The 12492-nt window shown below is 72.1% G+C and carries 7 protein-coding genes; 1 reads left to right on the forward strand and 6 read right to left on the reverse strand.

Annotated features, from left to right (window positions below; translation table 11 throughout):
• Window positions 1-284: 284 nt before the first annotated feature.
• From ACZ4VF_RS07410 to ACZ4VF_RS07425, 4 genes are all read right to left on the reverse strand, one after another.
• Window positions 285-2276: an ATP-dependent DNA helicase gene (locus ACZ4VF_RS07410; protein ID WP_467923664.1), complete on the reverse strand. Its 1992-nt coding sequence runs from the start codon at window positions 2274-2276 to the stop codon at window positions 285-287.
• Between the two features lie 495 nt (window positions 2277-2771).
• Window positions 2772-3548 (reverse strand): GNAT family N-acetyltransferase, encoded by a 777-nt coding sequence (locus ACZ4VF_RS07415; RefSeq protein ID WP_467923665.1) that lies wholly within the window; start codon window positions 3546-3548, stop codon window positions 2772-2774.
• 121 nt (window positions 3549-3669) lie between these two features.
• The gene (locus ACZ4VF_RS07420; RefSeq protein WP_467923666.1) at window positions 3670-5991 is read right to left on the reverse strand and encodes an IucA/IucC family protein; all 2322 of its coding nucleotides are present in this window, start codon (window positions 5989-5991) and stop codon (window positions 3670-3672) included.
• 163 nt (window positions 5992-6154) lie between these two features.
• Window positions 6155-7612, reverse strand: a complete 1458-nt coding sequence (locus ACZ4VF_RS07425) for a diaminobutyrate--2-oxoglutarate transaminase family protein (RefSeq protein WP_467923667.1) — start codon at window positions 7610-7612, stop codon at window positions 6155-6157.
• Between the two features lie 353 nt (window positions 7613-7965).
• On the opposite strand from ACZ4VF_RS07425, the gene ACZ4VF_RS07430 reads away from it, so the two are divergent.
• Window positions 7966-9195: a trypsin-like serine peptidase gene (locus ACZ4VF_RS07430; RefSeq protein ID WP_467923668.1), complete on the forward strand. Its 1230-nt coding sequence runs from the start codon at window positions 7966-7968 to the stop codon at window positions 9193-9195.
• Window positions 9196-9260: 65 nt separating this feature from the next.
• Here ACZ4VF_RS07430 and hflX read toward each other — a convergent pair whose 3' ends face one another.
• Window positions 9261-10751, reverse strand: coding sequence for a GTPase HflX (hflX, locus tag ACZ4VF_RS07435; RefSeq protein WP_467923669.1), 1491 nt, complete (start codon window positions 10749-10751; stop codon window positions 9261-9263).
• A gap of 183 nt (window positions 10752-10934) precedes the next feature.
• Window positions 10935-12461, reverse strand: coding sequence for a M1 family metallopeptidase (locus ACZ4VF_RS07440; RefSeq protein WP_467923670.1), 1527 nt, complete (start codon window positions 12459-12461; stop codon window positions 10935-10937).
• Window positions 12462-12492: the final 31 nt, after the last annotated feature.

A 12492-nucleotide genomic window follows, 5' to 3' on the forward strand; every position in this document is an offset into this window, starting at 1 on the left:
GTGCGGGTGTTGCGGGTGCGTGGGGTGTCGTTGATGTCCCGCGGTACCCGGAGTGTCTTCTGGTTGTCCGGCGTCCTGCGCTGGTCCAGCGTCCAGCGGTTGGCCGGGCGTCTTACTGTTGGCCGGCTTACTGTTGGCCGGCTCGGGCGGGTGTGCGGTGCTGCGTGTGGGGCGCCCGTGTGTCCGCTTCCGCAACGTTCGTGCGCTTTGCGGTACGGGGGCGGCGTAACGGGACCGGCCTCGGCGCGGGTGGCGTGACCGGTCCTGGTCACGCCACCCCTTGATCACTCAGCTGCCGCTGCCGACGTCTCCGCCTGCTTAGCCACCGCGTCGATCGCCGCGAGCGACTTGCGTACCTGGTTACGGTCCGTGGTGTACCAGAAGTCGGGCAGCGACGCCTTGATATAGCCGCCGTACCGCGCGGTGGCCAGCCGCTGGTCCAGTACGGCCACCACGCCGCGGTCGCCGGACGCCCGGACGAGACGGCCGGCACCCTGCGCCATGAGCAGGGCGGCGTGCGTGGCGGCCACCGCCATGAAGCCGTTGCCGCCGGCGTCCTCCACGGCCTTCTGGCGTGCGCTCATCAACGGATCGTCGGGCCGCGGGAACGGGATCTTGTCCATGACGACCAGCTGGCAGCTGGGGCCCGGGACGTCGACGCCCTGCCACAGCGACAGTGTGCCGAAGAGGCAGGTCTTGGCGTCGGCCGCGAAGTTCTTGATCAGTTCTCCGAGCGTCTCCTCGCCCTGGAGCAGGATCGGGAACTCGGGGACGCGGGAACGCAGCTCCTCGGCGGCGAGCTGGGCGGCCCGCATGGACGAGAACAGGCCGAGGGTGCGCCCGCCGGCTGCCTGGATCAGCTCGGTCAGCTCGTCCAGCATGTCGGCGCGCTCGCCGTCACGCGCGGGACGCGCCAGGTGCTTCGCGACATACAGGATGCCCTGCTTGCGGTAGTCGAAAGGCGAGCCGACGTCGACGCCCTTCCACTTCGGCAGGTCGTCACCCTCCGCTCCCTCCGGGCCGAGCCCCAGTGAAGCGCCCACGCCGTTGAAGTCGCCGCCCAGCTTGAGCGTCGCCGAGGTGAGGACGACCGCCCGATCGGCGAAGAGCTTCTCCCTGAGCAGGCCGGAGACCGACATGGGGGCGACCCTGAGGGACGCGCCGAAGCGGTCGTGCCGCTCGTACCAGACGACGTCCCACTCCGAGCCGTTCAGGACCCGCTCGGCCACGTCGTGCACCGTCTCCACCGAGGCCAGTGCCTGCTTGCGGACCGCGTCCTCGTCCTGGACGGACTTGTCACGGGTCGCGCCGATGGCCGTGATCACCGTACGGGCCGCATCCCGCAGCGCCATCAACGCGTAACCGAGGTCTTCCGGGATCTCCTCCAGGCGGCCCGGCAGCGCCAGCTCCATGAGCCGTTCGAAGCCCTCGGCGGCGGTCTGGAGCTGATCGGCGGCCTTCTCGTTGACCAGCTTGGCGGCACGGCGCACGGCACTGTTGACCTGGCCGGGCGTGAGCTCGCCGGTGGCGACCCCGGTGACGCGGGAGACGAGTTCGTGCGCCTCGTCCACGATCAGCACCTCGTGCTGGGGCAGCACCGGAGCGCCCTCGATGGCGTCGATGGCCAGCAGGGCGTGGTTGGTGACGACGACCTCGGCGAGCTTGGCCCGTTCGCGGGCCATCTCGGCGAAGCACTCGGCACCGTAGGCGCACTTCGACGCGCCCAGGCACTCTCGCGACGACACCGACACCTGCGCCCAGGCGCGGTCCGAGACACCCGGCGTGAGATCGTCGCGGTCGCCGCTCTCCGTCTCGTCCGCCCAGTCCCGCATCCGCAGGAGGTCCTGGCCCAGCTTGCTGGTGGGCGCGGCGGCCTCGAACTGGTCGAACAGTCCCTCCTCCTCGTCCTGCGGCATGCCCTCGTGCAGGCGGTGGAGGCACAGGTAGTTCGACCGGCCCTTGAGCATCGCGAACTCCGGGCGGCGCCGCAGCAGCGGGTGCAGGGCGTCGACCGTGCGCGGCAGGTCCCGCTCGACCAGCTGGCGCTGCAGGGCGAGCGTGGCCGTCGCGACGACCACCCGTTCTCCGTGCGCGAGGGCGGGCACGAGATAGCCGAGCGACTTTCCGGTGCCGGTGCCGGCCTGGATCAGCAGGTGGGATCCGTCGTCGATCGCCTCGGCGACCGCTTCGGCCATGGTCACCTGGCCAGGGCGCTCCGTGCCGCCGACGGCCGAGACAGCGGCGTGGAGGAGTTCGGGGAGTGAGGGCTTCGTCATAGCCTGACCACCCTACGACCCTGCACTGACAAACGGGCGGTCACGGCGGAGGCCGGGGGTGGAATCACGGCGGGGGCTCCTGGGGGTGGTGGGCTGTTGGGGCGGGCGGAACGACGCTGACGGGGCCCTGCGGCGCTCGGCGGGATCGCCGGGTGGGGTTATCGGATCGGGGAGCGCCGCGGCGGGACGCCGTCGGGCGGGACACCGGCGACCGGGCGGGCCGGAATACGAAGCGGGCAGGCGGGGACCGGGCGTCGGCGGCCCGACGCCTCGGCGCCTCTGCGACGCGCCGGCCGTGCGACTGGGCGACTGGCCGGCCCCGCGACCGCGCGATTGGCCGGCCCTGCGACCGAGCGATTGGCCGGCTCTGCGACCGAGCGACTCGGCGGGGGCGAACGCCTCCGGCATGCGGACGCCACTCGAGATTTTTTCCGGGACCGGGAACACCTCGGACTCGCCGCTCGTATCTCATAGTGAGCGGTCAGTCACGTGACGCTACAGCACATGTCGCAGGACCCGGTCCCGGATCATGAGGGCGGCCCGCTTGCCGGGCAGGTCGATCTCGTCCGCGTACCGGAAGCCGGCGCTCAGGAACGCGGCAACGGAGGGGGTGTTACGAAGATCGGGTTCTGACACGACCCGTGCGCAGGCGGGACACCGATCGAGGATCAGATCGGCCACGGCTCGGAGCAGGACGGATCCCAGCCGTCGTCTCCGGTCGGCGGGGTCACCGACGAGAAGGTGGATCCCGGTGTCCTGCGGACGGGCCGGATAGTGACGGGCGAGCGGATCCAGGTCCGCCCGGTAGATCTCCCAGTAGCTCATCGGGGTGCCGTCGAGAACGCCTAGGCACGGCACACTGCGCCCGTCGCCATGGAGCTGCGTGCGCAGGTGGCCCTCGGTCCGTTCGCGCGGCCCTGCCAGTTCCCAGAACTCCGCGACGGCGGGGTCGTTCATCCAGCGGTGGACGAGCGGCAGGTCCTGGTCGATGCGTACGGGCACCAGCTGGAAGGAACCGACGGGGGTCCCGACCGGACCCCATGCGGCGACTCGGGCGAGGAGGCCGGCCGTCGCCCCGGTGCACAAGGCGGCGAACTGCGCGGGCAGGCACAGCTCCAGCGTGTCCTCGCTGTCGGGGTCGTCGTCCTCGACGGTGAACCCGCCGAACGGAGAGTTCAGGAGGGCCGCAGTGTCCGCTCGCGCTCGGGGGCCGGCGCCGTCCGGGTGGGCGGAGACAGGGCCGGTTCCGGCGTTCGCGTCGGTGGGAGGCACGGTGCGCTCCTCTCAGGAGACGAGGTGGGTCATGTTCCTCGGGTGTGCGGAGGTGGTGCGGCTCGCTGCGGGTCCGGTCCGCACAGGTGGTGCGGACCGACCGACGGCTCGGGAACCGGGCTCAGGAATGAAGGGGGTTGGCGATGGTGACGTAGACGGACTGGGTGTCGACCGGGCCCACGAGTTCGTCACGACCGTGCAGCCGGGTCAGCAGGTTGGCCTTGCAGCGCAGGACGGGTGAGTCGAGCAGGAGGTCGGGCAGGGAGGTGCGCAAGGGGACGGGTCCTGAGGCGAGGTCGGTGAGGAATCGGCGGAAGGCGGCGAGGAGCAGTCGCTCGTCGGCGAGGCGTTGGGAGCCGAAGGCGCCGATGAGGCCGAGCACGTTGTTGACGGCGAGGTAGTAGGCGAAGCGTTCGTCGGCGACCTCGTCCGGCACGAAGGTGTCGCTGCGCTCGCCGATGCCGGGGAGCCGGGCGTCCAGTTCGGCTCGCCGGGACTCGCGGAAGTAGTACCCCTGGTTGTCCCGGTAGCGGCCGCCGGCGGGCCAGCCGTCGCCGTCCAGGAGGAGCAGTGTGTTCTGCTGATGGGCTTCGAGGGCGATGCCGGCCTCGCTGTCCAGCCAGAGGACGGGCCGGACCACGTGTTCCAGATAGCGGAGGAACCACTCCGCGGAAACGGCGCCGACGGGTCGCCCGGTGCGAGTGGCGAGACGGGTGACGAGCTGGGCCAGACGGGACCGCAGCGGCCATGTCACGGCGGGCGAGGCGGTGCGTGTCGCCGTGTGTGCCGCGGTGTGCGTCGCGTTGTCGGCGGAGGGCTCGGCGCAGGGGCGGGGTGAGACGAGCCCGGCGACGCAGCCGACGTCGTCGGTCGGGGCGAACGGGTTGTGCCGGATCACCACGTCGAGCCCCGGCACGGAATGGCCGTCCGGGTCGTCGACGGCCAGCCAGGCCGGGTCGCGGACGATGTCGAAGCAGGGGTGGGCCGCCTGCCACTGGCCGGCCAGGCCGGTGCGCAGCAACCGGTGCACCTCCACGCCGCGGTGGAGTTCCTTGCGGAGGTTCTCGCGGCGGGAGTTGGTGATGTGCAGGGCCAGCGAGAGCTTGAGCATCGCGGGCGCACCGGATCGGTGGACGGTTCGTACGGAGGAGGTGGGATACCAGGGAGTGCCCAGGGGGCCGAGGTCGCGAAGCAGCCCGGAGTCGAGCAGTGCGGTCACGGAAGGGCGGTGCCGTACCTCGCGTGCCTGCCAGGGATGCAGGGGCAGGGCGGTGTAGCCATCGGGCAGCGGCAGTTCGGTTCCGGCACCGGCCAGCCGTCGGATGAGGTGCCCTGCGGGGACGGGACGGCCGCGCTCGGTCCAGGCCGAGTCGGACGCGAGGAGAGAGGGGGCGACAGCCAGCCAGTGCAGAGGGAAGGAGCCGCGCAACTCCGGTGAGTACCGGCGGGCTTCGGCCTCGGTCAGGCCTTCCCGGCTCTTCGGGGTCGGGTGCAGGGGATGTCCGAGGAGAAGAGCCTGTTCGGCGCCGAGGAAGAGGTCCGGGGGATCGCAGGGGTGCCGGCGCCGGTGCTGGATGAAGGTCGCGGTGCGGCGGACGGAGTCGGCCACCCTGGCCACGAGGTCGGCACCGTCGACTGGACCAGGCCCGGCACCGGGGCTGTGCCCCGCGCCGTCGCGGAGCCCGGGGGCGGTGCCGTCATCTCCACCTGGACCGACGCTGAACCCGCCTCCCGGACCTGAGCCGCCACCACCGCCTGACCCGAAGCCGCCGCCATCTTCCGGACCGCAGCCGTCACCACCACCCGACCCGACCCCGACACCACCACCCGGACCGCAGCGGTCACCACCACCCGACCCGACCCCGACACCACCACCCGGACCGCAGCCGTCACCACCACCCGACCCGACCCCGACACCACCACCCGGACCGCAACCGTCACCACCCCGCTCGACCCCACCCGAGCCGGCGGCAGCCGGGGCGGCAGGGTCGGTGGACCTCCTGCTCTCGCCGACGGACTCCCTGGTGAGCAGAGCCGCGAGGGTGACGGCGTCGACCGGGGGCGCGGTGTCGGGTGTGTCGGCCAGGCGGGGGAGGCCGAAGCGGTGCCAGCCCGTCGGGGACCAGTGGCGGACCGGTGCGATCAGGGCGGTGCCGCTGGCGGACAGCGGAATGCGGAGGCTGCCGGTCGTCGGAGCGGCGAGGCCGGTCTCGCGGACCCAGCACCGCAGGAGGTTCTCGACGGCGGCGGCCTGGGCCACGGAGCCGGGATCGGGGTTCTCCAGCGGGTCGGCGCCGGCGGCTGTCCGTCGAGGGGGATGCACTTCCCACTTCCTCTGCGGGGGAACCGACTCGGGGGGTGGTACCGCGCAGGACGGGGCGTCGGAGGCTCCCTGGCCGTCGGGGGTGCCGGAGCGGCCGTCGGATGTGGGAGTGGCGTTCATGACGGCTCCTCTGGGGCTGGAGTGAGGTGGTGCGGGCTCTTTCCGTGGTCCGCTCCCCTCCCCTCCCCGCCGTGGTCGGTGTCGGCCGGGAGTGCCGGGTGTGCCGGCAGTGCCCGTAAGGAAGTGGAGCGGGATGTCGGGACGGGAGGGGCTTGTGGAGTGGTCAGCTCGTGGGTTGGGCAGAGCCGGGGTGTCTTGGCTGGTGTGGGTCGTGGGACTCGTGCTGGCGGGCGGCCGCCGCCGCGACCGCGTCGGCCAGGCGGTCGAGTACGGCCGCAGCCTGTTCGTCGCTGATCGTCAGCGGTGGGAGCAGACGGACCACGGACGCGTGACGGCCGCCGAGTTCGACGATCAGGCCGCGCCGGAGACACTCCCGTCGTACGGCGGCGGCCAGGCGGGGCGCGGCCGGGGGTGGGGTGCGGGTGGGTTCCAGGCCGGTCGGTGCGGTGTCGGGGCGGTCCGGAAGGGGTGCCGTGGGAGAGGGGGTGGGGCCGGCGTCCGGATCCACCAGTTCGACGCCGATCATCAGCCCGCGTCCCCGCACGTCGCCCACGCAGGGGAACTGGCGGGTGAGTCCCGTCAGTTGGGTCAGCATGCGGGTGCCGAGGGCGGCGGCGCGTTCGGCGAGGGCGTTCTCGCGGACGTAGGCGAGGGTGGCGGTGCCCGCGGCCATGGCGAGCTGGTTGCCGCGGAAGGTGCCGGCGTGGGCACCGGGTTGCCAGACGTCGAGATCGTCACGGTAGACGATCACGGCCAGCGGGAGGCTGCCGCCGATGGCCTTCGACAGGACCATGACGTCGGGGGTGACACCGCTGTGGTCGACGGCCCAGAAGGCACCCGTGCGGCCGACTCCGGTCTGGATCTCGTCGACGACGAGCGGGATGGCCCGGTCGGTCGTGAGCCGGCGCATGCGGCGCAGCCAGTCGTCCGGCGCGGGGATCACTCCGCCCTCGCCCTGGACGGGTTCGAGGATCAGGCCGGCCGGCAGGGGGACTCCGGACTTCGGGTCGTCGAGGAGGGACTCGGTCCAGCGGGCGGCGAGTTCGGCGCCGGGCCGGCCGCCGACGCCGAAGGGGCAGCGGTAGTCCTGGGGGTAGGGCAGGCGGGCGACCTGGATCTCGCGGGCGCCGCCGGAGGCGGCCAGGGCGCCCGCGGTCATGCCGTGGTAGGCGCCGGTGAAGGCGAGGATGCCGGTGCGGCCGGTCGCGGCCCGGACCAGTGTGAGAGCGGCCTCGACGGCGTCGGTGCCGGCCGGTCCGCAGAACTGGACGCGGGCCCGGTCGGTGAGGCCGGGCGGGAGGGTGCGGAACAGCTCGGTGGTGAAGGCGTCCTTGACGGGGGTCGCGAGGTCGAGGACGGAGAGGGGAGCGCCGGAGTCGAGGACCTTGCGGATGGCTTCGAGCACGACCGGGTGGTTGTGGCCGAGGGCGAGGGTGCCGGCGCCGGACAGGCAGTCCAGGTAGCGGCGGCCGTCGGCGCCCTCGATGGTGAGCCCGCGCGCCCGGACCGGCACGATGGGCAGGGCGCGGGCGTAGGTGCGCGCCGCGGACTCACGCGCCGACTGGCGTCTCAGGATCCCCTCGTGCACGGCCCGCGCGTCCCCGGGCGTGCCTCCAGCCATCGACTCCGTAACGGCCACTGCGCGTTGTCCTCCCCAGTGTTCAAGGGCGAGTTGATCGTCGGGGACCGCACGGGCGGCCGGCCCCACCGGCTACAACCGCGGACCGTTCGGGCGGTTACGGGGTCACCCGCGGTTCGTTGGCGCGCGCCCTGTTCAGGCGGCGTCCGGGCAGGCCCTGTTCGGGCAGCCTGTGACGGAACCGTTGCCCCGCCGTCGGAACTCCCCCGTGGCGACGGCATAGTGTGGGATGCCGTTCCCAGAAGGCCGTGAGGCCGGCGTGAACCGTCCATGAGTTCACCGCCGGTGTCGGGGCCGAAGCGCCGAGTTCCTTCCACAGCAGGGGAGTCAAGAACATGCGATCCATACGGCCGTCGTTCACCGCTCGGCGAGGGAGGGGCCGTCGCCGCGCCTCCACCTCGCTGACGGCGGTCGCTCTCGTGTCGGCGCTGGCGCTGACCGCCACCGCCTGCAACGGCGACGGTGACGACAACGCCAACGGCGAGCCGACCGCCACCGCGTCAGCGGCGGGCACCGGCGACGGAAAGATCACGATCCCGGACGACCTGAAGCGCAGGCTCAAGCAGCACGGGATCGACGTCGACAAGTGGAAGCACGGCGCCTGGAAGAACTGGAACAAGGACGACTGGCTGCGCGAGGCCAACGACTTCATCAACCCGGTCATCAAGGGCCTGTGGGACCCGGACCGGATGCGCCACGCCGACGACCCGGACCAGGGCGTCGACGACAACGACATCTCCGGTGACCAGGGTGTGACGGACCCGGCGCCGCAGCCGGTGAAGGCGCAGGCGGTCACGCCGCCGTACCACGTCGGCGCGGCCACCTCGGGCAAGCTGCTCTTCGACTCCCCCGAGGGCACCATGGTCTGCTCGGCGACGGTCGTGCAGGACCCGGCGCACCCGGGCAAGTCGAACCTCGTGTGGACGGCGGGTCACTGTGTGCACGCCGGCAAGAAGGGCGGCTGGTACCGGAACATCGCGTTCGTGCCGTCGTACAACAACCAGGGCAGGTCGGCGGCCGAGCTGGAGAACGCCGGCCGGTCCGACATCGCCCCGCTGGGCGTGTGGTGGGCCGACGCGGCGAAGACCTCGCAGCAGTGGATCAGCAAGGGCGGTCAGACGGGCGGTGACGGCGCCTCGTACGACTTCGCCGTCATCCATGTGGCCCCCGAGCAGGGCAGCGGCGGCAAGTCGCTGGAGGAGACCGTCGGCGGCGCGCTGCCGGTCGACTTCGACGCTCCGGCCGTGGCGAACGTGAAGAGCGTCACGGCGACCGGATACCCGGCGGCGGCGCCGTACGACGGTCAGCTGATGTACCAGTGCCAGGACAAGCCGGGACGGCTCTCCATCGAGCAGGCCGACCCGACGATGTACCGGATCGGATGCACGATGACCGGTGGCTCCTCCGGCGGCGGCTGGGTGGAGACGGGTGCGGACGGCAAGCCCGCGCTGGTGTCGAACACCTCCATCGGCCCGGTGAGCGCGGGCTGGCTGGCCGGCCCCCGGCTGGGTGAGGTGGCCAAGGGTGTGTACGAGTCGGTGAGCAAGCAGTTCGCCGGGCGGTGAGCGGGCCGCGGACATGACGGAGGCCCGTCACCCGGGTGGGTGGCGGGCCTTCGCGTCGGGGTGGTTCAGGCCGCGGAGACCGGTGCGTGGGGCGCCAGGTCCGCCGCCAGTTCCTCGTGCACCCGGGCCTTGAGCAGGGTGCCCTCCGCGGTGTGCTCCTCGGAGATCACCTCGCCCTCGGTGTGGGCGCGGGCGACGAGCTTGCCGTGGGTGTACGGCACGAGCGCCTCCACCTCGACCGAGGGGCGGGGCAGCTCGTCGTCGATCAGGGCGAGGAGCTCCTCGATGCCCTGGCCGGTGCGGGCCGAGACGGCGAGCGAGCGCTTCTCGACGCGCAGGAGCCGCTGGAGGGTCAGCGGGTCGGCCGCGTCCGCCTTGTTGATCACGACGATCTCGGGCACGTCGGTGGCGCCGACGTCCCGGATCACCTCGCGTACGGCGGCGAGCTGCTCCTCCGGGTTCGGGTGCGAGCCGTCCACCACGTGCAGGATCAGGTCGGAGTCACCGACCTCCTCCATGGTGGAGCGGAACGCCTCGACCAGGTGGTGCGGCAGGTGCCGGACGAAGCCGACGGTGTCCGCCAGCGTGTACAGCCTGCCGCTCGGGGTCTCGGCCCGGCGGACGGTCGGGTCCAGGGTCGCGAACAGGGCGTTCTCGACCAGGACGCCGGCGCCCGTGAGGCGGTTGAGCAGGGAGGACTTGCCGGCGTTGGTGTAGCCGGCGATCGCGACGGACGGCACCTTGTTGCGTCGGCGCTCCTGTCGCTTGACCTCGCGGCCGGTCTTCATGTCCGCGATCTCCCGGCGCATCTTCGCCATCTTCTCGCGAATCCGGCGCCGGTCCGTCTCGATCTTGGTCTCACCGGGGCCACGCGTGGCGAGGCCGCCGCGACCGCCACCCATCTGCCGGGACAGCGACTGACCCCAGCCGCGCAGTCGCGGCAGCATGTACTGCATCTGCGCGAGCGCGACCTGCGCCTTGCCCTCGCGGGACTTGGCGTGCTGGGCGAAGATGTCCAGGATCAGGGCCGTACGGTCGATGACCTTGACCTTGACGACGTCCTCCAGCTGGATCAGCTGGCCGGGGCTCAGCTCACCGTCGCAGATGACGGTGTCCGCGCCCGTTTCGATGACGATGTCACGCAGCTCGGCGGCCTTGCCGGAGCCGATGTAGGTGGCCGCGTCGGGCTTGTCACGGCGCTGGATCACGCCGTCGAGCACGAGCGCGCCCGCGGTCTCCGCGAGGGCCGCCAGCTCCGCGAGGGAGTTGTCGGCGTCCTGCGCGGTGCCGGTGGTCCACACGCCGACGAGCACGACCCGCTCCAGGCGGAGCTGTCGGTACTCGACCTCGGTGACGTCCTCCAGCTCGGTGGACAGGCCCACGACGCGGCGCAGGGCCGCGCGCTCGGAGCGGTCGAACTGGTCGCCGTCCCGCTCGCCGTCGATCTCGTGGCTCCAGGCGACGTCCTCTTCCATCAGGGCATCGGCCCGAAGACCCTCGGGATAGGCGTGCGCGAGGCGCTTGGTGTCCTGGGAAGGGGAAGAAGAGGAGGTCATTGGATCCTTACGTCGATGAGATACGTCGATGCGGTGCCGTCGGTGCGCCACGGCGCCGGTACGGCGGCCGGTGACCCGGGCCGTACGTGAGGTACAACGCACGGGTACCCCGGGAGATTCCCGTGACCCGTGCGTGTGCCGACCTGTAGATGGTCGCACGGTACGGCCCGTCTCGTCACCGGGTTATCGCCGCATGCGGGGCTCGGTGGTCTGCGTGCGCGGCAGCGGCTTCCAGTCCGGGTGACCGGGCATCGGCGGGGTCTTCTCGCCGTATAGCCAGGCCTGGAAGAAGCCCCTCAGGTCGCGGCCGGAGACGGCTGCGGCCAGCCGCGCGAAGTCGCTGGTGGTGGCGGTGGTGTCCCGGTGCTCCTGGACCCAGATGCGCTCCAGCCGCTCGAAGGCGGGCGCGCCGATCTCCTGCCGCAGGGCGTAGAGGACGAGCGCGGCGCCGTCGTAGATGTTGGGGCGGAAGATGCTGATCTTCTGGCCGGGTACGGGCGGCTTGGGCCGGGCCGGGGGGCCGCCGGCCTCCCGCCAGCGGTCGGAGGCGCCGTAGGCGGCCTTCATCCGCTCCTCCATGGGCCGGTGTGCGGTCTCCTCGGCGTACAGCTCCTCGTACCAGGTCGCGTGGCCCTCGTTCAGCCAGACGTCGGACCAGGTGCGCGGGGTGACGCTGTCCCCGAACCACTGGTGGGACAGCTCGTGCACCATGACCGACTCGATGTACCACTTGGGGTAGGCGGGCTCGGTGAACAGGCCCTTCTCGAACAGGGAGAGGGTCTGTGTCTCCAGTTCGAAGCCGGTGTCGGCCTGTGCCATGAGCACGCCGTAGGTCTCGAAGGGGTACCGGCCGACCTTGCTCTCCATCCAGGCGATCTGGTCGGGGGTCTTCTCGAGCCAGGGCTCGAGGGCCTCGCGGTCGCTCGCGGGCACGACGTCGCGCAGGGGCAGCCCGTGCGGACCTTCGCGGTGCACCACGGCGGAGCGGCCGATGGACACCTGGGCGAGTTCGGTGGCCATGGGGTGCCGGGTGCGGTAGGTCCAGGTGGTGGTGCGGCCGACCCGGTCGGCTCCGGCGCGCAGGCCGTTGGCGACGGCGGTGTAACCGTTCGGCGCGGTGATGCGGAAGGTGAACATCGCCTTGTCGGACGGGTGGTCGTTGCACGGGAAGACCAGGTGGGCGGCGTCGGCCTGGTTCGCCATGGCGAGACCGTCGGAGGTGCGTACCCAGCCGCCCTGCTCCTCGTCGTAGACGGGGTCGCTGGTGTGCCGCACGGTGATCCGGGTCCAGCTGCCCTCGGCCAGGGGGTGCTCGGGGGTGACGACCAGGTCCTCGCCGGCCCGGGTGAAGGCGGCGGGGCGCCCGTCGACCTCGACCGAGCGGACGGTGCCGTGCGCGAAGTCGAGGTTGAGCCGCTCCAGGTCGGCGGTGGTCCAGGCGTCGATGACGGTGACGGCCTGCAGCGGCTTGTCGTTGGTGCCGGGATAGGTGAGGGACAGGTCGTACGAGGCGACGTCGTAGCCGGGGTTGCCCAGGTACGGGTAGAGCCGGTCGCCGACGCCGAGCGGTCCGGCCGGGGCCGCGGCGGCGACGAGGCAGACGGAGACGGCGGAGGCGAGCAGGGCCGCCGTGCGGCGTCGGCGGAGCGTGTGCCGGATCCCGCGGCGGGAGAGTCTCGGCCGGGTCCGGGGGCGGGGGGTGAGCGGCATGGACCATCGCTACCAGGGCGTGATCGCTCCG

This window comes from Streptomyces sp. NPDC029151 (assembly GCF_055564315.1).